This is a genomic window from Streptomyces sp. 8L, assembly GCF_020176795.1.
Taxonomy (GTDB): domain Bacteria; phylum Actinomycetota; class Actinomycetes; order Streptomycetales; family Streptomycetaceae; genus Streptomyces.
Genome location: NZ_JAIUKE010000040.1, coordinates 20,224 through 45,483 on the forward strand (window position 1 = coordinate 20,224; position 25,260 = coordinate 45,483).

Sequence of the window (25,260 nt, forward strand, 5' to 3'; positions counted from 1 at the left end):
CCGACGTACACATGAGGGAGGCGCCCCGTCCGGCCGGTACCGGACCGGGGCGCCTCCCTCAGTCGTACGTGTGCACGCGCACCCGGCGGGACCGCCGGCACGCGCGGTGTGCGTCCCCGGGCCTACGGCTCGAACTTGTAGCCGAGGCCGCGGACCGTGACCAGGTAGCGCGGCGCACCCGGGTCCGGCTCGATCTTCGCGCGCAGGCGCTTCACGTGGACGTCGAGCGTCTTGGTGTCACCGACGTAGTCCGCGCCCCACACCCGGTCGATGAGCTGCATTCGGGTCAGCACGCGGCCCGCGTTGCGCAGCAGCATCTCCAGCAGGTCGAACTCCTTGAGCGGCAGGTCGACCTTGCCGCCGGAGACCGTCACCACGTGCCGGTCGACGTCCATCCGTACCGGACCCGCCTCCAGGGCGGCCGGGGTGACCTCCTCCGGTTCGCCGCGGCGGCGGAGCACCGCGCGGATGCGGGCGACGAGCTCGCGGGAGGAGAAGGGCTTGGTCACATAGTCGTCGGCCCCTATCTCCAGGCCGACGACCTTGTCGATCTCGCTGTCCTTCGCGGTGACCATGATCACCGGAACGTTGGACCTGCCGCGCAGCTGGCGGCAGACTTCGGTGCCCGGCAGGCCGGGCAGCATCAGGTCGAGGAGGACGAGGTCGGCGCCGTTGCGCTCGAACTCGCCGAGCCCCGCGGGCCCGGTGGTCGCGATGGCGACCTCGAAGCCCTCCTTGCGGAGCATGTAGGAAAGAGCGTCGCTGAAGGATTCCTCATCCTCGACGACGAGCACTCGGGTCACGGAAGGACCTCCGGGGCAGGAATCACGGTCGGAGTATCCAGCACCAGGCTGCGGGCCGTCCCGCGCGGTTCCGGGCGGCTGGGGTCTGTACGTTCGCGGCGGGCGCCGATGTCGTGCCGGTCGCCGCGCACCGTGCCGCGGACGCGGCGGGCGGTGTCGTCACGCATGTCTGCGTCACTGGTGTGGGGAGGGGAGTGGGGGTCGGGGACGGTTCGGGTCTCGGTTGCGGGGAGGGTCCCACCGGCGTCGGCCTCGGTGCCGGTTTCGGCGTCCGTGCCGGTGTCGGCGTCCGTGTCGTAGAACGAACGGTCGTCGTCATCCGCATTGTCGTCGGTGACGCCGGTCCCGGTCGTCACGCCGGTCGCGGCGGTTCCGGCGGCGGAGCCCGCCGTGCGTTCGCGGGTGGCGCCCGCCTCGGGCAGGCGCAGGGTGAACGTGGAGCCCTGGCCCTCGGAACTCCACACGGTGACGTCCCCGCCGTGCGAGGCCGCCACGTGCTTGACGATGGCGAGGCCGAGCCCCGTACCGCCGGTGGCGCGGGAGCGCGCCGGGTCCACGCGGTAGAAGCGCTCGAAGACGCGCTCGCGGTCCTTCTCCGAGATGCCTATGCCCTGGTCGGTGACGGCGATCTCGACGACGTTGCCGCCGGCCACGGCGCTGCGGGCGACGGCGATGCCGACACGGGTGCGGGCCGGGGAGTAGTTGACGGCGTTCTCCACGAGGTTGCCGAGCGCCGCGGCGAGCTGGCCGCGGTTCCCCCAGACGAAGAGCTCGACGTCGCCGCCCGCCGCCATCGTGATCTGCTTCGTGGACGCGGGGTGCCGGGACCGGTCGATGGCCTCGGCGACCAGTTCGTCCACGCGTACGGGCTCGGCGTCCTCCAGCGGGTCGTCGTTCTGCACCCGGGACAGGTCGATGAGCTCCTGTACGAGATTGGTGAGCCGGGTCGCCTCCACCTGCATACGGCCGGCGAAGCGGTTGACCGCCTCGGGGTCGTCGGAGGCGTCCATGACGGCCTCCGACAGCAGCGAGAGCGCGCCGACCGGGGTCTTGAGCTCATGGCTGACGTTCGCCACGAAGTCGCGCCGTACCGCTTCTATGCGGCGGGCCTCCGTCAGGTCCTCCACCAGGAGGAGCACCAGGCGGGAGCCGAGGGGCGCGACGCGGGCGGAGACCGCGAGGGCCTCGCCGCGGCCGGTGCCCCGGCGCGGGAGGTCGAGTTCGATCTGTCGTATCTCGCCGTCCCTGCGGGTGTCCCGTGCCATGTGCAGCATCGGTTCGACCGCCAGCTTGCCGCCCCTGACCAGGCCCAGCGCGTACGCGGCCGAGCTGGCCTTGACGACGGCGTCGCTCTCGTCGAGGACGACGGCCGAGGAGCGGAGCACGGAAAGGACCGTGTCGACTCCGGGCGGCAGGACGGCGTCCGTGTGCAGGGAGGTACGGGTGGGACGATGCTGGTCGCGCTCGCTCCAGCGGAAGGCCAGCATGGCGATCACGCCGGTGCACACGCCGGCGATCGCTGCCAATGCGGCGACCGCCGCGTTCACGTCCATGCGTTCAGATTAAGCGGGCCGACGGACACTCTCACAGCCGTCCGAGGGTCTCCTTCGACACTCGTCGCCCAGAGTTCACCGAGGGGAAAGTATCGGTTCACTTGTGCGGGAAGCGCCGGACGCGTGCCCCGGACACCGTGAGAGCGTGGGGGCGAGCGCCTTCTGCCCGCCACCCGGACAGGACGTCAAGCGCGGGAGCGCTGGAGAGGGACACACCCATGCGGGACGCGTACCACGAGGAACTGGACTCGATAAGCGACGACCTCGTCGCCATGGCCCGGCAGGTCGGGTCCGCCATCGGACGTGCCACGACCTCCATGCTCGACGCCGACCTGAAGCTCGCGGAGAGCGTGATCGCCGCCGACGCGAAGGTCGACCAGACCCAGCACGAACTGGAGGCGCGCGCCATAGCGCTGCTCGCGCAGCAGCAGCCGGTGGCGACGGACCTGCGCATCGTCGTCACCTCGCTGCGCATGAGCGCCGACCTGGAGCGGGCGGGAGACCTCGCCCAGCATGTGGCCAAGCTGACCCGGCTGCGCTACCCCGAGTCGCCGGTGCCGCAGGACCTGGCGGCGACGCTCCTGGAGATGGGACAGCTGGCGCAGCGGCTGATGGCGAAGGCCGCCGAGGTGATCATCACGAAGGACATCGACCTCGCGATGCAGCTGGAGCGCGACGACGACGAGATGGACCTGCTGCACCGCACGCTCTTCCAGCACCTGATGGACGACCGCTGGAAGCACGGCATCGAGACGGCCGTGGACGTGACGCTGCTCGGCCGCTACTACGAGCGGTTCGCCGACCACGCGGTGTCGGTGGCGAAGCGCGTGGTCTACCTGGTCACGGGCGAGCACGCGGACGAGATCCAGCTGGAAGGCGCCTGAACGGCGGCCCGAGCGGCCCCCCCGGCCACCGGGGGTGCGCGGGGTGAGGGGTGACCGTCCGGGTGCGGCCCGCGCGCAGGGCGCACGCGTGCGCCGGTGATGCGCCGGTTGCGCGCCGTTGAGAAACGGCCCGTCGCGGTCGTCCAATGGAGAGCGGACTGTGCACACCCCACGCCGTCGGAGTCCGGAACCCCGGGGTCCCGGCGCAACCTACGGAGAGACCATGGCCGAATCGTCCGCGTCCCCCGCTCCCCGCATCTCCCGTACGCCCACGGCGACCGACGCACCGCGCGCCTCGGCCCGCCCCCACCTGCCCGTCCTCGGTGCCTGCGGCTGCGGCTCGGGCTGCGGCTGCGGCTGCCAGTCGGGCGCGCCGTGCCAGTGCGGCGGGGGCTGCTGAGGCGCGTACGCCATGCCGCTTCCGCGGGGGCGGGGGGGGGCCGGCCCGCCCCCCCCGGGCGGGCGGGCCCCCCCCCCCGCCGGGGGGGGGGGGGGGGCGGGCGGGGGGGGGCGGGGCGGGGGGGCCCCCCCCCCGCCCCGCGGGCGTGCGCGGCCACCCGACTCGACGGGACGGTCCGGTGGCCGGTACGGCTGGTCCGGTACGGGCGGCGCGCCCGGGCAGCGCCTTCTCCTCGTGGGCTCCTGCGCGCCGGCAAGTGGACGCGGGGCCGCAGGTCAGCCCGCGAGCGCGCTCGCCCCGAAGGACGCGAGGGCGGCGACGAGCGCTCCCCAGAACGCGATCGACACGCACTGCCACACGATGACGGACCGGCGGACCGCCCCGAAGCCGATCAGGGCGGCCGACGAGATCTGCGTCGGGTGGCCGAGCAGCGAGACCCCCGGCACACCGAACCGGTCGAACAGCTGCCTGACGCGCGCCCGCTTCGGTGAGGGCGTGGAGCCGCCCCCGCGGGCGGCACGCCTGCGGACAGCACTGGCGGCGAACACGACGGCGACCATCGAGGCCGCGTTTCCCGCGATGGCGGCGACCGCCGCGACCACCGGGTTCACCCCGATCAGGACGCCGATCACGCTCCCGAGGTACGACTCCACGAAGGGGACCGCCGCTATCAGCACGATCGCCACCCACTGGAGCCAGTCGGGAAACGCGGAGACGAAGTGCTGAAAGTTCTCGATCATGGTCTCTCCCACGAGCCGCTGGAACGCTCACTAGTACGCCGTACCGGTACGGTGTGCCAGCATAGCGTACCGGTACGGCGTACCGGCACGATGTACCGGTACGGCGTACTACTATGGGAGGCATGTCTAGACGGGACGAGATCATCGAAGCGGCCCTGGGGCTGGCGAAGGCCGAGGGCATCGGCGCCCTCAGCGTGCGGGCCGTCGCGAGCGCGGCGGGCATCGGGCCGACGACGCTGCGCCACCACTTCCCCTCCCAGGCCGACCTGCACCAGACCGTGGCGGTCGAGCTCGTCAGCGGCTCCCTGGACGACCTGGCCATCGCGGACGACACCCGCGAGCCGGTCCAGCGGCTGTACGACTGCCTCCTGCAGTTCCTTCCTCCGCCCGATCAGCGGGAGGCCGCGCTGGGCGCCTGGTTCGAGCTGTACCGGCTGGCCCTGGGCCCGGAGCCCCGCACCGCGGTTCGCGAACTGCTGGAGAGCGGGCGCCAGTCGTCCGCGCGGGTGCTCCGGCGGTGGCTCGGCACGCTGGCCGGCCAGGGCCATGTGGCGCCCGAGGAGGTCGAGGGGCACGCCGTTCGCGCCCTCGTACTGATCGACGGGCTCCATCTGAACCTTCTGATCGGCCCGGCGCCCTTCGACCTGGACGCGGCGAGGGACTCCCTCCGCTGGTTCGCCGAACGCGTGATCACGTAGGCCCCCGGTCCCGGCCCCGGGCTCGTGGCTCCGGACTCCGCGCTCCCGACGCCCGGGCGGCGCCGGGCGGTCGGCGGATCAGGGCTGGATGTTCTCCAGGTCCTCCAGCAGGCCCGGGTGCTTCGGCTCCCAGCCGAGGGCCTGGCGGGTGTGGGCGCTGGACGAGGGCTGGTCGGCCGCGAAGATCTGCCCGAGCGGGCCGTACGTCTCCTGCGGCACCGACTCGACCGGCAGGCCCAGCCGCCGGCCGATGACCGCGGCGATGTCCCGCACCGCGTCCCCCTCGTCGGCCACGGCGTGCCAGGCGGTGCCGGCCGGCGCCTGCTCCAGGGCGAGCCGGAAGAGGACGGCCGCGTCGAGCGCGTGCACGGCCGGCCAGCGCTGTGTGCCGTCGCCCGGGTAGCCGGACACGCCGCTCTTGCGCGCGATGCCGGTCAGAAGGCCGGCGAACCCGCCCGTGCCCTCGTTGTGCACCGTGCGCGGAAGGCGTACGGCCGAACTCCGCACGCCGCGCGAGGCCAGGTCCAGTACCCCCATGACGGTGCGGCCACGCCCACCGACCGGCCCCTCCGTCGGGATCGGGTCGGCCTCGGTGGAGGCGCGGCCCACCGCGAGGGGCGTACCCGAGGAGGTGACGAGGGGCCGGTCGCTGCCGACGAGCTCCTCACCGAGGGCCCCGAGGGCGGCGCCCTCCTCGGCGACCGCCTTCGCGACGGCCTCGGCGCTGCTGAAGTCGTTGGCGAACGCCAGATGGACCACACCGTCGGCCCGGGCGGCGCCGTCCCGCAGGACGTCGAGGTCGGCGAGGGCTCCTCGGACCGGCTCGGCCCCGGCCGCCCGCACGGCCGAGGCCGACGCGTCGGAGCGGGCGAGGGCGAGGACGGTGTGGCCGGCGCCGAGCAGTTCGGCGACCACGGCGGAACCGATCAGACCGGTGCCGCCTGTGACGAAGACACGCATGGGTTTCTCCCGATTTTCCCGCATGTGATGGGACCTTGTCTCGTCACCCTACAACACGGCGGGACAGAGTCCCATCACTTGACACGGGAAGCGGGTTCCGCCGTCCGCCCGGAGGGCACAACGGGCACAACGGGGAATTTCACCTGGGTGAGGTCTTCGGAGACGGCCCACAGCCGCTGCTGGACGGCCACCTCGTACGACTCCGGGCTGGAGGTGACCAGCCGGGGGTGGCCCATGATCTCGTTGCGCCCGCCGGGACCGTAGTACTGGCCGCCGAGCACGGCGGGATCGGTGGCGGCGCGCAGGGTCGGCAGCGCGCCCATCGCCGGCACCTGGGTGATCAGCGGCGCGAGCCAGGTGATCGGGAGGCGCAGGGCCGCGGGGGTGTTGCGGGCGAGTTCGGTGCTCGAGATGCCGGGGTGCGCGGCGACCGCGACGGTGGTGCCGTGCGCGGCGAGCCTGCGCTGGAGTTCGTACGTGAACATCAGGTTGGCCAGCTTGGACTGCCCGTAGGCGGCGACCCGGCTGTACGACCGCTCCCACTGAAGGTCGTCGAAGTGGATCGCGGCCCGGATGCGGTGGCCGGTGCTGCTGACCGTCACCACGCGCGAGCCGGGCACCGGCAGCATCAGGTCGAGCAGCAGCCCGGTGAGGGCGAAGTGGCCGAGGTGGTTGGTGCCGAACTGCGTCTCGAAGCCGTCCCGGGTGGTCTGCTTCGGGGTGTACATCACACCGGCGTTGTTGATCAGCAGGTCGATCCTGTCGAGCCGGGACCGCAGCTCCGCCGCCGCGGTCCTGACGGAGTCGAGCGAGGTCAGGTCCAGCGCCAGCACGGTCACGTCGCCTGCCATGCGGGCCGCGGCCCGTTCGCCCTTCCCGACGTCGCGCACGGCGAGCACCACGGACGCCCCGCGCTCGGCGAGCGCCTTGGCCGTCTCGTACCCCAGTCCCGTGTTGGCCCCGGTCACCACGGCCACCCGCCCGCGCTGGTCCGGAATGTTCGCCGTCGTCCACTTCTCACTCATGTCTGGCCCCAACCACTTAACGTACCGAAGGTATCTTGTGCTGCTGACATTAAAGTACTCCCGGTACGTTGTCAACGTACCGGTGGTACCTAAGTTAGGCTGGCGAGCGTGACTTTCCAGCGGGCGCGAACCGAGGAGCAGCGGGAGATCCGCCGACGGGCGATCCTCGACATGGCTTCCGCGATGCTCGACGAGATGCCCGTGGCCGCGGTCACCCTGAACGAGCTCAGCCGCCGGGTGGGCCTGGCGAAGCCGAACGTGCTGCGCTACTTCGAGTCCCGCGAGGCGGTGCTGCTGGAACTGCTCGACCACTTCCTGCGGGAGTGGCTCGCGGAACTGACGGGCGAGTTGGCCGCCGGCGTCGACGAGGATCTGCCCATGGCCGAGCGCGCGACAGCGGTCGCCGAGATCCTCAGCCGCTCACTCTCCGGCCGGGTGGTGCTGTGCGACCTCTTCGGTGCGCAGGGCAGCGTGCTGGAACACAACGTCTCCGTCGAGGTCGTGGCGCGCTACAAGCGCGCCTCCCTGGATCGGCTGACGGCCATGACCGCCCTGATCCAGAAGTACCTGCCGGAGCTGGGCGAGAACGCGACCCTGTTCAGCCTGCACACCATGGTCATGGCCGGCGCGCTGGCGGCGTACAGCACGCCCCCGCCCAGCCTGCTGGCGGCCTACCGGGCCGAACCCGACCTGGCCCGCTTCCACTTGGAGCTGAACGACTCCTTGAAGCTGGCCCTGAACGCGGCCCTCCTGGGCGCGCTGCCCCGCGACTGACCGGCCCCGCACCACCCCGGCCGCCCGGACTCCGCGTCAACGCCCTCCGCCGGCCCGGCCGGGGACACCGCGAAGCACCCCGTGAACGCGACAAGCCCCCCGCCGCGGCCGCGCCGCGGGCGGGGGGCTCTACGCGTGGGCGTTACTTCTTGCCCTGGTTCTTCACGGCCTCGATGGCTGCCGCCGCCGCTGCCGGGTCCAGGTAGGTGCCGCCCGGCTTGACCGGGTGGAAGTCGCTGTCCAGGTCGTAGACCAGCGGGATGCCCGTCGGGATGTTCAGCGAGGCGATGTCCTCGTCGGAGATGCCGTCGAGGTGCTTGACCAGGGCGCGCAGGCTGTTGCCGTGCGCGACGACGAGGACCGTGCGGCCGGCGAGCAGGTCCGGGACGATCGTGTCGTACCAGTACGGCAGCATGCGGACGACGACGTCCTTGAGGCACTCGGTGCGCGGGCGCAGCTCGCTCGGGATCGCCGCGTAGCGCGGGTCGTCGCTCTGCGAGAACTCGGCGCCATCCTCGAGGACCGGCGGCGGGGTGTCGTACGAGCGGCGCCACAGCATGAACTGCTCCTCGCCGAACTCGGCGAGCGTCTGCGCCTTGTCCTTGCCCTGGAGCGCGCCGTAGTGGCGCTCGTTGAGCCGCCACGACCGCCTGACCGGCAGCCACAGGCGGTCCATCGCCTCAAGGGCGAACTGCGACGTGCGGATCGCGCGCTTCAGTACGGAGGTGTGCAGGACGTCGGGGGTCAGGCCGGCGTCCTTGATCAGCTCGCCGCCACGGACCGCCTCCTTCTCGCCCTTGGCGTTGAGGTTGACGTCCACCCAGCCGGTGAACAGGTTCTTCTCGTTCCACTCGCTCTCGCCGTGGCGGAGGAGGATCAGCTTGTACGGTGCGTCGGCCATGCGCCCGAGCCTAATAGAGCCCCCTGGGTGACGCCGGGCGGGCTCCGGGCGGGTGGCCGGGCAGGTGGCGGGGTGCGCGTGGGCGCCGCCGTCGCGGAAATGGCTGGCGGACGCCGAGGCCCGCTCCGTAACATGCGAACCGCGCATCGGCTACTTACATGGCGCGGTATGCGCGCTGTACGCCACCGCCGCTCCACACGCACACCCGGGGGAACCGCCCATGCCGCTCAGCCTGTCCCCCGCCGGTGCCGGACGGGCGGTCCGGGAGAGCGTCGCGGGGTTGCCGCGCGCCTTCTGGTGGCTGTGGACGAGCACGCTGGTCAACCGCCTCGGCGCGTTCGTCGCCACGTTCATGGCCCTCTACCTCACCGTGGAACGCGGGTACTCCGCCTCGTACGCGGGGCTCGTCGCCTCCCTCTACGGTCTGGGCGGCGTCGTCGCGTCGCTCGCCGGCGGTGTCCTCGCGGACCGTCTCGGCAGGCGGCCGACGATGCTGGTCGCGCAGGTCGCGCCGGCCTTCGCCGTCGCGCTGCTCGGCCTGATGCAGAACCCGGTGGCGATCGCTGCGGTCGCGTTCTGCGTCGGCGTGGCGTCCAGCGCCTCGCGCCCCGCGGTGCAGGCGATGATGGCCGACATCGTCAGGCCCGAGGACCGGGTGCGGGCCTTCTCGCTCAACTACTGGGCCATCAACCTCGGCTTCGCCGTGTCGTCGGCGCTCGCCGGGTTCGTCGCCCAGTACAGCTACCGCGCCGGGTTCTTCGGCGAGGCCGCGATGACGCTGGCCTGTGCGGTCGTCGTGTTCGTGAAGCTGCCCGAGTCGAAGCCGGACGCGGGGCGCCCCGGTGGCGGGGACGCGGGGACCGTCGGCGCCGCGCCCCCGGTCAGCCTGTTGACGGTGGTAAGGGACGGGCGCTTCATGAGCGTGGTCGGCCTGTCGTTCGTGGTGGCGCTGATCTTCCAGCAGTCCTCGGTCGGCCTGCCCGTCGCCATGGGCGAAGCGGGCTTCAGCAGCGCGCAGTTCGGCATCGCCGCCGCGGCGAACGGCCTGCTGGTCGTGGCGCTCCAGATCCCGGTGACGCGCTTCATCCAGCACCGCGACCCGCGCCGGCTGCTGGTCGTGTCGTCCCTGCTCGCGGGGTACGGCTTCGGCCTGACGATGTTCGCCGGCAGCCTCGGGACGTACGTCCTGACGGTGTGCGTGTGGACGCTCGCCGAGATCGTCAACGCGCCGACGCAGACCGGTCTCGTCGTCCGCCTCTCCCCCGTGCACGGCCGGGGCCGCTACCAGGGCATGTACGCGATGTCGTGGTCGGTCTCGGCCCTCGTGGCCCCGGTGCTGTCCGGCACGGTCCTCGACGGTCTCGGCGCGCGGTGGCTGTGGGGCGGCTGCGCGGTCCTCGGCACGGCGGCCGCGCTGGGTTACGGCCTGCTGACGCGCGGGCTGTCGTGGGAGGGCGGGGCGCCCGCCCCCGCGGTCGTGAGCCCTTCCGCCTCCGGCTCCTCCGCCACCGGCTCTACCGCCACCGGGCCTTCCGCCACCGGCCTTTCCGCCACCGGCCCTTCCGTCACGGCTGCGGCGGGGCCGCCGGAGACCGCGCCGGGACAGCCGGGGTGCGAGCGGGACACGTCCGTCGTCCGGGGGCCCGCCTCGAAAGTGCCGCGTCAGTAGACGAGCGCCTGGACGCCGTCCTCCATGATCTCGCTGACGAAGACCTGCGCCCCCGCGATCCGTACGCCCTCCAGGACGTCGTCCTCCGCGATGTCGCGGCGGGCCGCGCACTGCGTGCACAGCGTGATCCGGCCGGTGGCCCGTACCGACTCGATCAGGTCGGGCAGCGGGGCCGAGTGCGGGAGCACGAACTCCGCGGCGCGGCCGGGAAGCGCGAACCAGGCGGACTCGCCGGTGAGCCACAGCGACACCTCGACGCCGCTGGCCGCGGCCACCGCCGCCACCGTGAACGCCTGCGAGCACCGCTCGGGCGCGTCCGCCCCGGCCGTCACCTTGATCACGAGCTTCTTCGCGGACCGCGTAGCCGATTGCATGGGCCGAACTCTAATCACCGGGCGTGCCACGCCCCGCACCGATCGCCTGTCCCTGCTGTGCGGGCCGGTCACGGGCTGATCGCCGACCGCTCACGGGTCGGTTCCGGACCGGCCCCGGGCCTGCGGAGGACCTCGGGAGGAGCGGGCGGCCCCCACCCATTAGGCTGGGGGTCGGCCCTGGCGCCGCCACCGTCGTTCCGTTCATCCGAGGAGCACCCCGTGCTTGAGGACTTCTTCACCTCTCTGCTGGTCCTGGTCTGCGTGGGCGTGCTCGCCTTCGTCGGGCTCACCGTCAAGAAGCTCTACCAGGGCCAGCGCTGACGCGAACGGCCCGCCGGGGCCGCCTCTCCGCCCGGGCCGCCGGCCCGCCGAGGCCGCCGGCGCCAGGCCGTCCGAACGGTACGCCCGCCCCCCGAGGAACGCTGAGTCGCTCATGATCGAGATCCCGTCCGACCTCCACCCGGACCTCGTCCCCCTCGCCTTTCTGCTCGGCCACTGGGAAGGCGCCGGAGTCTTCGACTTCCCCGGTGACGAGAAGGCCAACTTCGGCCAGGAGGCGATCTTCACGCACGACGGCCGCGACTTCATCGAGTACGTCTCGCACACGTGGGCGCTCGACAGCGAGGGCGCCAAGGGCCGGCCCATCGAGACCGAGTCGGGCTTCTGGCGCGTCGACAAGGACCGCAAGGTCGAGGTCGTGATGGTCCGCGACCAGGGCGTTGTCGAGATCTGGTACGGCGAGCTCGCCGACCAGAAGCCGCAGATCGACCTCGCGACCGACGCCGTCGCGCGCACCGCCGCCTCGGGCCCGTACAGCGGCGGCAAGCGCCTGTACGGGTACGTGAAGAGCGACCTGATGTGGGTCGGCGAGAAGTCCACGCCCGAGGTGCCGCTGCGGCCCTACATGTCGGCGCACCTGAAGAAGGTCTCGTCCGCCGCCACGGTCACCCCCGAGCAGGTCGAGGGCTGGGCCAAGGACCTCGGCGACCTCCCGGACGACGGCATCGCCTTCTTCAAGTAGATCGCCCTCTTCAAGCACATCGCCGTCTTCGGGCGTCACGTCCGTGCGCGCGGTGCCTACACTGGGCCCGTGGTGAGCACCGACTGGAAGAGCGACCTCCGCCAACGCGGCTACCGGCTGACCCCGCAGCGGCAGCTCGTGCTCGAAGCCGTCGACGCGCTGGAGCACGCGACCCCTGAGGACATCCTCTGCGAGGTACGCAGGACCGCGTCCGGCGTGAACATCTCGACCGTGTACCGGACGCTGGAGCTGCTGGAGGAGCTGGGGCTCGTCTCACACGCCCACATCGGGCACGGCGCGCCCAAGTACCACCTCGCGGGCCGCGACCACCACATCCACCTGGTGTGCAGGGACTGCAAGAGCGTGATCGAGACGGACGTCGACGTGGCGGCCGAGTTCACGGCTACGCTCCAGGAGCGTTTCGGCTTCACGACCGACATGAAGCACTTCGCGATCTTCGGCCGGTGCGAGGACTGCACCCGGGCCCGCGCCGTCCGCGACGCCGAGGGCAGCGCCTGAGGTCGCGGGTCCGGCGGAGGGCGAGTCCGAGAGTTGCGGGTCCGGCGGACGGCGAGTCCGAGGGTCGCGGGTCCGCGGACGGCGGTTCCGAGGATTGCGGGTCCGGCGGATACGGGACTGGGGCGCGCACAGCCAGTCGGCCCCCGCCGGCCCATGGGTCCCCGTCGTCCCGCCGACCCCGTACGCCTCAGAGTCGCGTGCCGGGGAGTCGTAGGCTGAAGCGTATGGAGCCTTCGACGTCCGCCGCAGCCGCCGCCTCCGGCAGCCAGTCCTCGCCGTCCCCCGACGCCTCCCCGGGGGCCGGGCCCGCCGTTCCCGCGAGCCCCCTACTCGCCACCCCCGGCGCGGTGCCGGGTGAGGGCGCGGACGAGTCGGTCGCCGCGCACTACGGCGACCTGTTCCGGGAGCAGCGTGCCCTCGCGGACGGCACCGGGATCGTGGACCTGTCGCACCGCGGCGTCGTCACCGTCACCGGCGACGACCGGCTGGCCTGGCTGCACCTGCTGCTCACCCAGCACGTGAGCGAGCTGCCCGCGCACCACGCGGCCGAGGCGCTCGTGCTGTCCGCGCACGGCCATGTCGAGCACGCCCTGTACCTCGTGGACGACTCCACGACGACCTGGATTCACGTGGAGCCCGGCACCCAGGACGCGTTGATCGCCTACTTGAACTCCATGGTCTTCTTCTACCGGGTCGAGGTCGCCGACCGCACCGGCGACACCGCCGTCGTGCACCTGCCGGCCGGCTCCATCGCGGAGACGCCCGAGGGCGTCGCCGTACGGGAGACCGCGTACGGGCGCGACCTGTTCCTGCCGCGCGCCGACCTGGAGGCGTACGCCGGCGCCCACGGCCCGCTCGCCGGCTTCCTCGCCTACGAGGCCCTGCGGGTCGAGGGCCACCGGCCGCGGCTCGGCTTCGAGACCGACCACAGGACCATTCCGCACGAGGTCGGCTGGATCGAGACGGCCGTGCATCTGGAGAAGGGCTGCTACCGGGGCCAGGAGACCGTCGCCCGGGTGCAGAACCTCGGAAAGCCCCCGAGGCGGCTCGTCTTCCTGCACCTCGACGGAAGCGAGGTGCACCTGCCGGGACACGGCACGCCGGTACGGCTCACGCCCGGCGCGGACGGCGCCGAGGGGCGTCAGGTCGGCTTCGTCACGACGTCGGCACGCCACCACGAACTCGGCCCCATCGCGCTCGCCCTGGTGAAGCGGAACACTCCGGTGGACGCGCCGCTGCTGGCGGGGGACACGGCCGCGGCCCAGGAGACCGTGGTCGAACCCTGACCCGCAGGCCGTACGGGCGACGGGCCGACCCTGCCGGTCGTACGGGCGGACCCTGCCGGTCGTATGGGCGGACGGACCCTGCCGGTCGTACGGGCGACAGGCCGGCCCGCCGTCGTACGGCCCGGGCCGCCCGCCCCGCAGGTCGTACGGGCGGGCCGTCAGATCTCCAGCAGCACCGTGAAGGGTCCGTCGTTCGTCAGGGAGACCCGCATGTGCGCGCCGAAGCTCCCCGTGTGCACGGTCGCGCCGAGCGCCCGCAGCCGTGCCACCACCTCGTCGACCAGCGGTTCGGCCACGGGTCCTGGCGCGGCGGCGTTCCAGGTGGGGCGGCGGCCCTTGCGGGCGTCCCCGTAGAGGGTGAACTGCGAGACCACCAGGAGCGGCGCGTTCGTCTCGGAGCAGGACCGCTCGCCGTCGAGCATGCGGATCGACCAGAGCTTCGCGGCGAGCCGCGCCGCCTTCTCCGGCGTGTCGTCGTGGGTCACCCCCACCAGCACGCACAGGCCCTCGCCCGCCACCTCCCCGACGGTCTCCGTGACCGCCTCCGCCCCGGAGCCGGTCACCACCGTCACGTTCGCACCGTCGACCCGCTGCACCACCGCTCGCATACGGACCAACCTATCGGGGGCCGAACGGGTGCAGATCGCCCCCCTGGGCAGACGCGGGAGTGGCACCATGCACAGGGGGCGGTCGCGCTCGGCGCCGGTGGGGCGACGGTGGGTGACCGGTCGAGGGAGGGGGGGTCCCGCTTCGGGGTCCCCCCGGCTGAGTGAGGGGCAGTACGCGCGATGAGCAGCACATCTGGAGCCGACAGGCCCGGGCATCCGGTCGAGCGGGCCGGGCGCCCGCCCGGCCCCGTGCCCAGCGCCCGTACGACGACGGGCACGGGCCGCGGGAGCGGCGAGGCGGTGGACCCGGACGGCGGCACCAGGACCGGCACCGGCACGGCGGCCGGTCCCGGCACGGGGGCCGTGCTGCCGGGGCAGCGGCCGTACGACTTCACCCGGCTGCGCCTGCCGGAGCTGCGCGCCCTGCGCCGCGACTCGCAGCGCGACGAGGCCGACCTGAGCTATCTGCGCCGGCTGCTCCAGGGACGCATCGACATCCTGCGGGACGAGCTGTCCCGCCGTACGGAGCGTGCGGAACGTACGGAGCGGTCTGAACGAACAGGGCCGGAGGCGAGTCCCGGGGCGGGGCCGGACGCGCCCGTGGCAGGCCCCGGCCCCGGAGGGCCCGCCACGTCGATGGTCGTCAGGCTCGCCGAGATCCTCTCCGACGCGCCCTCCAGCCACCGCACCTCCGCCCGGCACGTCACGCTGTCGACGCCCCGCGGCGCGGAGTGCCGCAGGCTGGCCGCGGAGACGCTCGCGGAGGTGGAGCTGTCCGACCTGGCGGCCCGTACGGACGAGGAACTGCACGCCGCGATGCGCAGGTTCGTCCGCAACGAGCAGCAGATCTCCCGGCGCCGCCACCTGTTGCAGCGCACGGTGGACGGGTGCAGCGCGGAGATCGCCCGCAGGTACCGTGAGGGGGAAGCGCAGGTGGACGACCTGCTCACCTGAGTGGTACAGGCGTGCGGAGCACGCGGCCGGCGCGGGCCCACAAGGCCCGGCCCTCGCGCTGCCCCGGGCGCCTCGATGTCGAAAGGCCGACGAGATGACACACGACCCCGGAGCCTCGGCACCGCCCATACCGTCCGCACCGTCTGGGCCTTCCGCACCGCACGGGGCGGCGGCGGCCCGCGCGACCGTGCCTCCGGTGCTCGCCGAGGTCGTACGGTCCGGGTTCGTGGAGGGCCACCACCGCGGCTCGCTGGTGCTGCTCGCGGCCGACGGCGGCGTGGAGTTCGCGCTCGGCGAGCCGGACGCGCCGGTCTTCCCGCGCTCCAGCAACAAGCCGATGCAGGCCGCCGCGGTGCTGCGGGCCGGTCTCGACCTGAGCGGCGAGCGGCTGGCGCTGGCCGCCGCCAGCCACTCCGGCGAGGGCTTCCACCTGGATCTCGTACGGTCGATGCTCGCCGAGTACGGTCTGACCGAGGCCGATCTGGGCACACCGCCCGACCTCCCGCTGGACCAGACCGAGGCGCGGGCGTACCTGGCGGCGGGCCACGCGCCCAGCAGGATCGCGATGAACTGCTCGGGCAAGCACACGGCGATGCTCGCGGCCTGCCTGCACAACGGCTGGCCGACCGAGACCTACCTCGACCCCGGGCACCCGCTCCAGAAGCTCGTGCGCACGGTGATCGAGGAGGCGGCGGGCGAGCCCGTCTCCGCTATCGGGACGGACGGCTGCGGCGCCCCTCTGATGGCGATCAGCCTCACGGGCCTCGCACGCGCCTTCCGCCACTTCGTGCTGGCCGAGCCGGGCACGCCGGAGCGCCGGGTGGCCGACGCGATGCGCGCGCATCCGCAATACGTGGCGGGTACGCGGCGCGCCGACACCTGGCTGATGGAGGGCGTCGCGGGGACGCTGTCGAAGACGGGCGCGGAGGCCGTGCAGGCGGTGGCGCTGGAGGACGGCAGGGCGCTGGCCCTGAAGATCGACGACGGCAACGGGCGGGCGGTCGGCCCGGTCATGGCGCGGGCGCTGGACCGGCTCGGCGTGCGGGCGGACGTGGTGGAGCGCATCGCCGAGTCGCCGCTGCTGGGCGGCGGCGCGGAGGTCGGCGGGGTCCTGGCGGCGTTCTGACGAGCGCCCCGGCCCCACCTCCCGGCCCGCGCATCCCGCATCCCGGCCGGCAACGGACGGCCCCCGCCTCCGGCCTCCCGGCCTCCCGCGTCCCGGCCGACGGGAAAGGGTGTGCGGGGCGCGGGGGTGTGCGCCTAGCGTGGCGGTATGAGCGCCGAGGTACGTACCGTCACCGATTCCGAGTTCGCCGACTGGCTGCGCGCCGTGAACACGGGATTCCTGAACTCCACGCCCATTCCCTCGGAGGAAGTGGCGTCCCGGCTGGCCGGGACCGACCTCGGGCGGACCCGGGGCGCGTTCGACCAGGGGCGGTGCGTCGCGACGTACCGTTCCTTCGCCCAGGAGCTGACGGTGCCGGGCGGCGCGGTCGTACCGGCCGACGCGATCTCCTCCGTCACCGTCACCCCGAGCCACCGCGGCCAGGGGCTCCTGAAGCGGATGATCACCGCGGACCTCGCCGCCGCGAAGGAGCGGGGCGACGTCGTGGCGAACCTCGTCGCCGCCGAATACCGGATCTACGGGCGGTTCGGCTTCGGCCGGGCGACCCGCACGGCGGACTGGATCGTCGACGTGCCGCGCTCCGGCCTCGACGCGCGGCGCTGGTCGCCGCCCGAGGAGGGTGCGCGGATCGACCTGGTCGACGCGGCGGAGGTGCGCAAGCACGGCCCCGAGTTCCACGACCGGTGGCGAGTGCTCCAGCCGGGCGCCATCGACCGCGACGAGCGCTGGTGGCGCGTCAACACCGGGCTCGAACCGGTCGGCGAGCCCGACAAGGAGGCGTTCTACGCGATGTACAGGTCGGCGGCGGGCGAGGTCGAGGGGCTCGCCTCGTACACCGTCGACGGGAAGTGGAACGCCGGGAAGCAGCCGGTCAACAGCGTCGCGGTACGGCGCCTGAGCGCGACGTCGCCCGAGGTGGAGCGGGCCCTGTGGCTGTTCCTGTGCTCGCTCGACTGGGTCGTGGAGGTCTCCACGGGCCGGCGGGCGCCCGACGACCTGCTGCCCTACTACCTGCCCGACCCGCGCGCCGCGCGCCGGAACGGGGTGGCGGACTACCTCTGGCTGCGCGTCCTCGACACCGCGCGGGCGCTCGGGGCGCGGACGTACGGGGTACCGGGGACGCTGGTGCTCGACGTACGGGACGACGCGGGCATGGCGTCCGGCCGCTATCTCCTGGAGGCCACGGCCGACGGCGCGACGTGCGCCCCGACGACGCGGGACGCGGATCTCACGCTCGGCGCGGGTGCGCTGGCTTCGCTGTACCTGGGCGACGAGACCCCCACCCGGCTCGCCCTGCTCGGCGCGGTGGCGGAGGAGCGTCCTGGTGCCCTGGCCCGCGCGGAGGCGCTGTTCCACACACCGCGCCGGCCGTGGTGCCCCGACATGTTCTGACGTGGGGACAGGTCCTCCCACTGGTGCGGCCCGGTCGGCGGTTCGGCCACGGCTGCCGCCCGGCCCACGGCTGCCGCCCGGCCCGCCTGCGGCCCGGCTCCGAAGCGGTCGCCCGGCCGGACTCGACCGCGCGCCGCACCGTTCACGTCGCCGCACGCCGTCACGGTCTCCGCTCGTCGCGCAGGCGCGCCAGATGGACGGTGATGTCGGCGACGATCCCGACCGTCCCCGGCAGGGCCTGCGCGATCCGGCCGAATACCCGCTCGCGCTCCGTGGCCGGCAGTACGAGGTAGGCCGAGACGGTCGAGAGGTGGCCGACGTACTCACGGGCCGTCATCGTCAAACGCCTTGTGATCAGTGACTGCTGGACATCGGTGAACCACTCGGACCGCTGGAGTTCCGTGCCCGGCCACTGCATGTCGCTCTCCGGAGGTGTCCCGTCAGGGGACGGCACGTCGTCGCTCTCCAGGAAGGGCGCTCGTGCCACGCGCACGGCTTCCTCCACAGCCGGGTCGGCGGGCCGGACCGGGCCGCCGAACGAGGCGAACACGCCACCCGGTTCCAGCAGTGCCGCCACGCGCGGCCACCGGCCCTCCGGGGCCGTCCAGTGCAGCGCGGCCGCCGCGTAGACCAGGCCGTACCTCTCGCCGAGCCGTATGTCCTCGAACGCGGCTCGCTCGGTCCTGACACCCGCCGGCACATGCTTCCGCAGTTCGGCGAGCATGGCCCCGTCGGGCTCGGTCGCGGTGACCGCGATCCCCCGCTCCGCGAACAGCCGCGTCGCCTTGCCCGTCCCCGCTCCGATCTCAAGGGCGGTCGGTACCGAACGGCCCGCATACGCCATGACCCGGTCGTAGAGCTCCACGCCGTACCCCGGCCGGAACCGTTCGTACGCCTCCGCCATCGTCCCGAAGCTCAGTGCGCGTCCCGGCATGGCGAGCATCCTGGCACGGACCGCGCCGTCGGTGCCGCACGATTTCTGTACGGTCCTCCCCCGCGACCTCGCCGGGTCACACGTCCCGGGCCGGTTCGAGAGGCCCGTAGAGGGCGTGCGGATGGCCGGCGTGCCGGGCCCAGTAGCGGTCGCCGTAGGACCAGTGCCACCACTTCCCTGATACTTGGATGTGTTCAAGCGTCAGGGGAGGCTCGGGTTGAACGAGTGGCAAGTGGTGTGGGTACCGGACCCGGAGTGGTGGGGATCGGCGCCAGTGGCGAGGGCGTTCGGGTTCGAGGACCTGCCGTTGGCGGTCGAGCAGATTGGTTTGATGCCAGGGGATCCTGTCTTCATCGCTCCTGATTTCACCATCGATTCCGGCCTGTTGGATTTTGTTCTGTCGGCGGATTTCCGCTTTCTCGAGCGGGAGACGAAGCGGAACTACGCGACGGACATTCGCATTCTGTTGACATACCTGTCTTCGCGCGGCGTCTATTGGCGGCGAGCCTCCCCGCAGGACCTGTTGAACTACCGCAGCTGGCGCTGCGATGCACCGCAGAACCCCAGGCGCATCGGCGGCTCGAAGTGGAACCGTGAGGCTGCGGCGTTCACGCGGTTGTTCAAGTGGGCGAAGGTAGTTCCGCTGCCGGTGGACGCGTCGCGCCTGGAAGATCGTGCAGCCGACGCGGTCAGCGCACGGGTCTCGTGGCTGACGCCCCGAACATGGGGTTTGTGGTCCGACATCGGGCTTCGTGGTCACGGTCGTGACGGTGCACCGGCCTGGGGCTGGGAGGCCCGGACCGAAGCACGCAATACCTCGTTCGTCCGGTTCACGCTGAGCTCGGGGCTGCGGCGGCAGGAGGCCGGGTCGCTGCTGACCTTCGAACTGCCCGCCCAGCGGCTGCAGCACGGGCGCTACCTGCACGCTCAGCTCGCCGGGGCGGTAACCCGGTCGAAGAACGGCCGGACGTACTACGCGTCCGTGGAGTCCGTCGGGCAGGTCGAGACCTACGTCCAGTCGGAACGCGCCTGGGCAGTGCAGCGGGCCCAGCATCTGGGCCGTTACGAACAGCTTGACCAGATGCGCCTGGTCACGAAGGTGACCGGTGGCCGGGCAAGGAAGGTGTTCTGGGTCGACCGCAACGGCGTCGAAGGACAGCAGCTGCTGACCCGGCTGGGCTGGCAGGAACGGCAGTGGCTGTTCCTGGAGGGCCCGCAGGGTCCGGAACCTGCGTGGCTGTGGTTGACCGAGCAGGGCATGCCGATGCTGCCAGACCGCTGGAACCAGGTGTTCACCTCGACCAACTCGCGGTGCGAGGAGGTTCTGCTGACGCCGGCCGAGCGGGAGGTGGGCCGTGATCTGCGGGCTGTCGAGGTGCGAGGCAAGACTCCGTACGCGACGCCGCACTCCACCCGGCACTCTTTCGCGCTCTACATGTTGATCCTGCTGAACCAGCTGATGGAGGCCCGCTTCGGGTTGACGAAGGAGGACCGCCGGGACTTCGCGCTGCTGTTCGGCGATCCGTGGTGGATGGTCAAGACTCTGCTGGGCCATGCGGATGTCGAGACAACGAAGCGTCATTACCTGGCTCCCGTCGCGCATTTGCAGCTGGAGTCGATCCTGGCCTCGGCTGATGCCGACGAGTCCCAGGAAGTCGAGGACGTGGATGGGGTGTTCGCCCGCCTGGCAAGGGAGACGGCCGGGATCCAGGACATCGACGGGCTCGTCGACCAGGTGAAGGTGGGTTCCTGATGAGCCCTCGTGGGCGCCGGGCCGTCCTGCCGCCAGCTGATTTCGTAGTCGAGCCGCCGATCGCCGCGGACGGCCTGGTCGTCACGATGGTCAACAAGGCTGGCCACGAGAAGAGGTTCGACTTCGCGGACCTGTCGGTTCCGGCTCCGATGCAGCGGTCCTTGGCTGTGGTGTTCGCCGCCCAGCAGCCGAGGTGGAACAGCCATATCACCGCCACGTCTGCCTGGCGGAGGCTGGCGGTGTTCGCCGAGTTCGTCTCGGGACTCGACTCGGTGCCCGAGGACCTGCCCGATCTGGATGCGGCGGTTCTCAAACGCTGGCGGCTGCGGCACGTCAAAACCAACACCGGACGCACCACGCTGCGGGTCGTGCACCGCCTGCTCCGCACGGATCCTCGGTTGAGTACGGGAGCGGTCGCCGAAGAACTCGCCCGCCGCGTCCCGGCACCGAAGCCGGTCAGGAAGTCCTACAACGAGTCGGAGCGCGAGCGCGTCCTGCTGGCCGCCGGGCGGCAGTTCCGCTCCGCCTGGCTGCGGATCGCCGAGAACACGGCCCTGCTCGAGAAGTGGCAGGCGGGTACTTTGGACGAGAGGAGCCGTGAGGGGAAGCTCGGCAAGATTCTGGAGCATCTGGCTCGCGTCGGAGACGTTCCGCGCACACAGCTGCCCAGCGGCAAGATGGCGGTGACCAACTGGCGCCTGCTGGGCGGCCGAGACGGTGAACACACCTGGGGACGACTCTTTCTTTCCCAAGCCGAACTGACGGCTCTGGCAGTGCTGATGACCGACCGCTTCGGCTGGAACCTCTCCGTCTTCGACCGCCTGCCTGCCCCGACCCGGGCCCCGTCGGTTGCGGAGACGGCCAACATCACCTACCAAGTGCAGATCGAGAAACGGCGGGCCGGAAACAGCCGCTGGTTCTCCACGGAGAACATCACCGATTCCGGGGCCGACTCCCCAGGACGCCTGATCACGCAGGCCCTGGCGGCCACCCTCCAGGGCAGGCTGCTGGCCGCCCGACTCGCCCCCGGCACCGACCTGTTGATGACCGCCCGCAGTTCCCTTCTGGCAGGCAGCAGCTCCACAGACCTGGACCGGCCTCAGCCTCTTGGCCCGCTGATCTTCGGGGTCTCGGGAGCCGACGCGAAGGAATGGGCCGATACGCATCACCTGAGCGGGTCGCCGTTTCGCCGACTGCGTCGCACGACGGTGACCCGCGAAGGCAAGCCCCTCCAGCACACCCAGGACACTCACGAGAGCGTCTACGTCATTCCCGACGAAACTGTCCAGGAAGCCTCCCAAGAGGTCTTCGAGGACGGCGCGCTCGAGGCCCTCGACCAGGCGAAAGAGACGGTCTTCCGCGGTCGTCTCGCCTCGGCACCCGAGCCCGGCCACGGACAGACCGCCACAGCGGACTGCGCGGACGAGACCACCACCGCCTGGCCGGCTGAAGGCGGCGGCTGCGGCGCCGACTTCCTGCTCTGCCTGGCCTGCCCGAACGCACACGTTCATCCCGGTCACTACCCCCGCCTCGCTCTCCTGCACGAGCAGGTCGACAGCCTGCAGTCCGTGCTGCCTGAGCAGCTCTGGTACTCGCGCTGGGGGGAGCACGCCCAGCGGCTGAACAACCTGGCAAGCCGGGTCGGACCGACAGCCTGGACCACCGCGCGGAGACGGGTCAGCGACACCGACCGCACCGTCGTCGACCTCCTGCTGAAAGGACAGCTGGCCCCGTGACGCTCGCTCCCGCGCTCGGCAACGACTCCTACCTGCTGGCGCCGCCGTCGCCGACCAGTCCCGTCGTCCTCAAGAAGTGGATCAGCCGGGGCAACACCAACCCCAACGGCCTTCACCAGGACCCGGTCTGGCCCCTGGGACCGCTGATCGACAACCCCAGTGCCAGCTTGGTCAAGGTCCACTGGCGGAACTGCCCGGCCGAGCTGACGAGCCAGGTCAAGCAGGTCAGCTGGCTCCTCCTGAACGGGGAGTTGCGGCCCAGCTACCTGACGAACCGCGGGATCCGGGCCCGGGCTCGCGGATCCGCTGACGAGATGCGGGAGACCTGCGGCGAGTGGATGCGGCTCGCCCGCTGGCTGCACACCCGCGGCATCAACAAGCTGCAGTCCTGCACCGACGCCCACTGGAGTGCCTACACGGCCCAGCGGTTCACCACGCTCAGCCGGCACTCCGCCGAGGAAGTTCTGAGCCGACTCACCGATATGTGGGCTTTCGATCAACTCTGCACTCAGCCCGTCGGGGTCCCTCAGCCTCCCTGGGACCGGGAAGGCGTCGACAACTACCTGCCCGCCTCCGACCCACGGGACAGCGGAGAGAACTCGACCGAACCGCTCGATCCCTCGGTGCTCGGGCCACTGCTGGTCTGGGCGATCCGCATGATCGATGACTTCGCAGACGACATCCTCGCCGCCTGGCAGGAGAGGAACCGGCTGAATCAGCTGGCCCTCGCCCAACCATCCACGCCGGAGGGCCTGGCCGCGCTCGACGCCTACCTCTTGCCCCGGCTCGCAGCGAGTAAGAGCCTGCCCACCACGCAAAATCGCGGCCGGACCGTTCTGGCCAGCAAGTTCATCGCGGCCACCGTCGGCTGCAGCGTCAACCAGGTCAGCGGGTTCCGCGAACGTCATCACCTCGACGAACTTCAGCCCGGCCCCTGCCCGCTCCAGAGCCCGGTCACCGGAGAGATCAACGGAAAGCCCTGGCGCGAGCACATCGACTTCAACGAGGTAACGACCTTGATGAAGCACCTCGCCACCGCCGCCATGATCATCTGCCTCTACTTGACCGGCATGCGGCCTCAGGAAGTACAGGGCATGAGGTCCGGGTGCTGCCCCGATCCCGAGAACGGCAGCCGCCATCTCATCCGCAGCCACCACTACAAAACCGTTACCGACGACGACGGCAACCACGTCTCCGGCGGTGAGGAACGTGAAGTCCCCTGGGTCGCCATCACCCCTGTCGTTCACGCGATCCGCGTCCTCGAACGCATCGTCCCCGCGGAGGCATTGCTCTTCGACGCCACCCACCACGACTTCGCCCGAAGCCGCAAGATGCGAGGCGCCCTGAAGAACGGCGCGATGAACCAGCGCATCGAAGAGTTCATCACCTGGGTCAACCAGGAGGCCGAGCGACACAGCCTGCGCGACCAGCACGTCCCCAAGGATCCCCACGGCGCCATCGGTCTCGCGCGCTTCCGCCGCACCCTTGCCTGGCACATCGCCCGCCGGCCCGGCGGGCTGATCGCACTGGCGATTCAGTACGGCCACATGCGCACCGTCCTGGACGCCCGCACCTCCAGCGGCTACGGCAGCCGAAGCCGACGCGGCATCCACAGCGCCCTCGACATCGAAACGGCACTGGCAGCAGCGGACACCGCCGCCCAACTGCGGGACCGGCTGGCCGCCGGCGAGAAGATCTCCGGCCCCGCCGCCCGGCGGGCCATCACCGCCGCCGCCGAGGCCCCACGATTCGAGGGACGCATCGTCACGGCGAAGTTCGCCAAGCAAGCCGCCGACTACCTTGCCCGCGACGGCCTCGTCCTCTTCGACAACCCCGACGCTTGCCTGATCTGCGTCTTCAAGCGGGACAACGCTCTTTGCGAGCCCGGCCCCGACGCGACCGCCCCCAACCAGTACGACTGCCGGCCCGGCTGCGGCAACGCCATCCGTCTCGACAGCCACGCGGACCAACTGATCGAGGGAGCCACCCTCACCGAACAACTCGCCGCCGTCACACCGGAACCCCTCGCCGCACGGCTCCGGGCTGCGGCCCAGCGCGACCAGACCACCGCCGACGGACATCACGCCGCCGCCCAACCCGCCGAGGCCCTCTCATGACCGACCAGCCCACCGACGAGCGCACACGCATCCTCGAAGCCATCGACCGACTCCTGGCCGGACAGCCCACCACCTCCAACGGCAGCCTCACCACCGCCGCCCTCGCCGCCGAGGCTGGCGTCCACCGCATGGCCCTCTATAAGCGGCACGCCGACCTGAACAACGAGTTCAACGAACGCATCCGCACCGAAAAGAAGCAAGTCCCCGAATCGGAACTGCGGCTGAGGAAGAAGGTCACCAAGCTGCAAGAGACAGTTACTTCGCAGCAGAACGAGATCGAAGACCTCCGTCGGCAAGTGACGGAGCTCGCCCTCGCGAATGCCGTCCTCACACATCAGGCCCACAAAGGAGTCCAGGAGAGTCACGCGGAAGAGGTCCCAGGCAACGTGATCACGCTTCACCCGACAGAGGAGTAATAACCCCCGGCACGCGACCTCACGCTGGCCACCCTGAAGCTGAACACAAGAACTTGACTGGGAACACCACTCGGTGGGGTAGTTGACGAGCCCGGCCGAGCCCAGCGCCGCGCCCAGCAGGTCCCGGTGGGCGAGGGCCTGGGCGGGGACGGGGGCGTGCGTGTAGCAGGCGCCCCCGCTCTCCTCCGGGTTCGCGTTGACCCGGGTGCCCAGGTCGAGTTCGGTGCCGTCCTCCGTCACGAGGGTCAGGTCGACGGCCGCGCCCGCGCTGTGCGGGGCGATCTCGGGCGGGGACACATACCGGCTGGCGGCGGCCCGGACGTTCTCGGCGGTCCAGTCGGGGTGCGCGGCGCGCAACTCGTCGGCGTACGAGGTGAAGTACCTGCGCTGCAAGGCCGGCGGGCGGTAGCCCTCAAGGAACAACAGCCGTATTCCGGAGGGGAGTTGCCCCTGCGCGGCGACGAGGCGCTCGGCGACGCCCTCGCGCAGGTACATGTAGGTGTCCTGCCGCGCCGCCTCGCGGCCGTCGACGCGCAGGGCGCCGCCCCGGTAGGCGCGTACGTCGACGAGCGGTTCGCCGCACTCCTCGACGGGTACGGAGGTCACCCGGGGGTCGG

The 25,260-nt window shown here is 71.7% G+C and carries 23 protein-coding genes and 1 pseudogene; 13 read left to right on the forward strand and 11 right to left on the reverse strand.

Features of this window, described 5'->3' with window-relative positions:
- Positions 1-122: 122 nt before the first annotated feature.
- Complete coding sequence (locus LCE31_RS05195) at positions 123-803, reverse strand: response regulator transcription factor (protein ID WP_225012776.1); 681 nt, start codon at positions 801-803, stop codon at positions 123-125.
- Entirely contained in the window at positions 800-2,356 is a 1,557-nt protein-coding gene (locus tag LCE31_RS05200; protein WP_225012777.1) for a sensor histidine kinase, read from the reverse strand. The genes LCE31_RS05195 and LCE31_RS05200 overlap by 4 nt, the downstream gene beginning before the upstream one ends.
- 218 nt (positions 2,357-2,574) lie before the next feature.
- On the opposite strand from LCE31_RS05200, the gene phoU reads away from it, so the two are divergent.
- A complete protein-coding gene (phoU, locus tag LCE31_RS05205; RefSeq protein ID WP_225012778.1) occupies positions 2,575-3,240 on the forward strand; it encodes a phosphate signaling complex protein PhoU in 666 nt (221 codons plus the stop codon).
- A 210-nt stretch (positions 3,241-3,450) separates the two neighbouring features.
- On the opposite strand, the gene LCE31_RS05210 is transcribed toward phoU, so the two are convergent.
- Together LCE31_RS05210 and LCE31_RS05215 are read right to left on the reverse strand one after the other, a co-directional pair.
- Positions 3,451-3,654, reverse strand: a complete 204-nt coding sequence (locus tag LCE31_RS05210) for a hypothetical protein (RefSeq protein WP_225012799.1) — start codon at positions 3,652-3,654, stop codon at positions 3,451-3,453.
- A gap of 261 nt (positions 3,655-3,915) precedes the next feature.
- Positions 3,916-4,380, reverse strand: a complete 465-nt coding sequence (locus LCE31_RS05215; RefSeq protein WP_225012779.1) for a hypothetical protein — start codon at positions 4,378-4,380, stop codon at positions 3,916-3,918.
- Between the two features lie 122 nt (positions 4,381-4,502).
- Between LCE31_RS05215 and LCE31_RS05220 the strand changes: the two genes are divergently transcribed.
- Positions 4,503-5,078 carry a TetR/AcrR family transcriptional regulator gene (locus LCE31_RS05220; RefSeq protein WP_225012780.1) on the forward strand — a complete coding sequence of 192 codons (576 nt, stop codon included), beginning with the start codon at positions 4,503-4,505 and terminating at the stop codon, positions 5,076-5,078.
- 78 nt (positions 5,079-5,156) lie between these two features.
- On the opposite strand, the gene LCE31_RS05225 is transcribed toward LCE31_RS05220, so the two are convergent.
- Positions 5,157-6,038 carry an SDR family oxidoreductase gene (locus LCE31_RS05225; protein WP_225012781.1) on the reverse strand — a complete coding sequence of 294 codons (882 nt, stop codon included), beginning with the start codon at positions 6,036-6,038 and terminating at the stop codon, positions 5,157-5,159.
- Between the two features lie 74 nt (positions 6,039-6,112).
- Positions 6,113-7,063: an SDR family NAD(P)-dependent oxidoreductase gene (locus tag LCE31_RS05230; RefSeq protein ID WP_225012782.1), complete on the reverse strand. Its 951-nt coding sequence runs from the start codon at positions 7,061-7,063 to the stop codon at positions 6,113-6,115.
- Positions 7,064-7,171: 108 nt separating this feature from the next.
- On the opposite strand from LCE31_RS05230, the gene LCE31_RS05235 reads away from it, so the two are divergent.
- On the forward strand, positions 7,172-7,837 hold the full coding sequence (locus LCE31_RS05235) for a TetR/AcrR family transcriptional regulator (protein WP_225012783.1): 666 nt from the start codon (positions 7,172-7,174) through the stop codon (positions 7,835-7,837).
- A gap of 142 nt (positions 7,838-7,979) precedes the next feature.
- Here the strand turns inward: LCE31_RS05235 and LCE31_RS05240 are convergent, their stop codons facing one another.
- On the reverse strand, positions 7,980-8,738 hold the full coding sequence (locus LCE31_RS05240; RefSeq protein WP_225012784.1) for a phosphoglyceromutase: 759 nt from the start codon (positions 8,736-8,738) through the stop codon (positions 7,980-7,982).
- Positions 8,739-8,958: 220 nt separating this feature from the next.
- Between LCE31_RS05240 and LCE31_RS05245 the strand changes: the two genes are divergently transcribed.
- Entirely contained in the window at positions 8,959-10,407 is a 1,449-nt protein-coding gene (locus LCE31_RS05245) for an MDR family MFS transporter (protein ID WP_225012785.1), read from the forward strand.
- Here the strand turns inward: LCE31_RS05245 and LCE31_RS05250 are convergent.
- Positions 10,401-10,781, reverse strand: a complete 381-nt coding sequence (locus tag LCE31_RS05250; RefSeq protein WP_225012786.1) for a DsrE family protein — start codon at positions 10,779-10,781, stop codon at positions 10,401-10,403. The two genes, LCE31_RS05245 and LCE31_RS05250, sit on opposite strands and share 7 nt — an antisense overlap.
- Before the next feature lie 433 nt (positions 10,782-11,214).
- Here LCE31_RS05250 and LCE31_RS05255 point away from each other — a divergent pair, with 433 nt between their 5' ends.
- From LCE31_RS05255 to ygfZ, 3 genes are all read left to right on the forward strand, one after another.
- Complete coding sequence (locus LCE31_RS05255; protein WP_225012787.1) at positions 11,215-11,802, forward strand: FABP family protein; 588 nt, start codon at positions 11,215-11,217, stop codon at positions 11,800-11,802.
- Positions 11,803-11,871: 69 nt separating this feature from the next.
- Complete coding sequence (locus tag LCE31_RS05260) at positions 11,872-12,321, forward strand: Fur family transcriptional regulator (RefSeq protein WP_225012788.1); 450 nt, start codon at positions 11,872-11,874, stop codon at positions 12,319-12,321.
- Positions 12,322-12,545: 224 nt separating this feature from the next.
- Entirely contained in the window at positions 12,546-13,607 is a 1,062-nt protein-coding gene (gene ygfZ / locus LCE31_RS05265; protein ID WP_225012789.1) for a CAF17-like 4Fe-4S cluster assembly/insertion protein YgfZ, read from the forward strand.
- 158 nt (positions 13,608-13,765) lie between these two features.
- On the opposite strand, the gene dtd is transcribed toward ygfZ, so the two are convergent.
- Positions 13,766-14,215, reverse strand: coding sequence for a D-aminoacyl-tRNA deacylase (dtd, locus tag LCE31_RS05270; RefSeq protein ID WP_225012790.1), 450 nt, complete (start codon positions 14,213-14,215; stop codon positions 13,766-13,768).
- Positions 14,216-14,395: 180 nt separating this feature from the next.
- Between dtd and LCE31_RS05275 the strand changes: the two genes are divergently transcribed.
- From LCE31_RS05275 to LCE31_RS05285, 3 genes are all read left to right on the forward strand, one after another.
- Complete coding sequence (locus LCE31_RS05275; protein WP_225012791.1) at positions 14,396-15,169, forward strand: RsiG family protein; 774 nt, start codon at positions 14,396-14,398, stop codon at positions 15,167-15,169.
- Positions 15,170-15,263: 94 nt separating this feature from the next.
- On the forward strand, positions 15,264-16,295 hold the full coding sequence (locus LCE31_RS05280; RefSeq protein ID WP_225012792.1) for an asparaginase: 1,032 nt from the start codon (positions 15,264-15,266) through the stop codon (positions 16,293-16,295).
- A 147-nt stretch (positions 16,296-16,442) separates the two neighbouring features.
- The gene (locus LCE31_RS05285) at positions 16,443-17,687 is read left to right on the forward strand and encodes a GNAT family N-acetyltransferase (RefSeq protein ID WP_225012793.1); all 1,245 of its coding nucleotides are present in this window, start codon (positions 16,443-16,445) and stop codon (positions 17,685-17,687) included.
- 160 nt (positions 17,688-17,847) lie between these two features.
- Here LCE31_RS05285 and LCE31_RS05290 read toward each other — a convergent pair whose 3' ends face one another.
- Positions 17,848-18,621, reverse strand: a complete 774-nt coding sequence (locus LCE31_RS05290; protein WP_225012794.1) for a class I SAM-dependent methyltransferase — start codon at positions 18,619-18,621, stop codon at positions 17,848-17,850.
- Positions 18,622-18,838: 217 nt separating this feature from the next.
- Between LCE31_RS05290 and LCE31_RS05295 the strand changes: the two genes are divergently transcribed.
- From LCE31_RS05295 to LCE31_RS05305, 3 genes are read left to right on the forward strand one after another with little or no spacing between them, the layout of a single operon-like run.
- A complete protein-coding gene (locus LCE31_RS05295; protein WP_225012795.1) occupies positions 18,839-20,374 on the forward strand; it encodes an integrase in 1,536 nt (511 codons plus the stop codon).
- Complete coding sequence (locus LCE31_RS05300) at positions 20,374-22,110, forward strand: hypothetical protein (protein WP_225012796.1); 1,737 nt, start codon at positions 20,374-20,376, stop codon at positions 22,108-22,110. The genes LCE31_RS05295 and LCE31_RS05300 overlap by 1 nt, the downstream gene beginning before the upstream one ends.
- Positions 22,107-24,227 (forward strand): integrase, encoded by a 2,121-nt coding sequence (locus LCE31_RS05305; protein ID WP_225012797.1) that lies wholly within the window; start codon positions 22,107-22,109, stop codon positions 24,225-24,227. The genes LCE31_RS05300 and LCE31_RS05305 overlap by 4 nt, the downstream gene beginning before the upstream one ends.
- A 482-nt stretch (positions 24,228-24,709) precedes the next feature.
- On the opposite strand, the pseudogene LCE31_RS05315 reads toward LCE31_RS05305, so the two are convergent.
- A pseudogene (locus LCE31_RS05315) lies at positions 24,710-25,260 on the reverse strand (M15 family metallopeptidase); the annotation flags it as partial.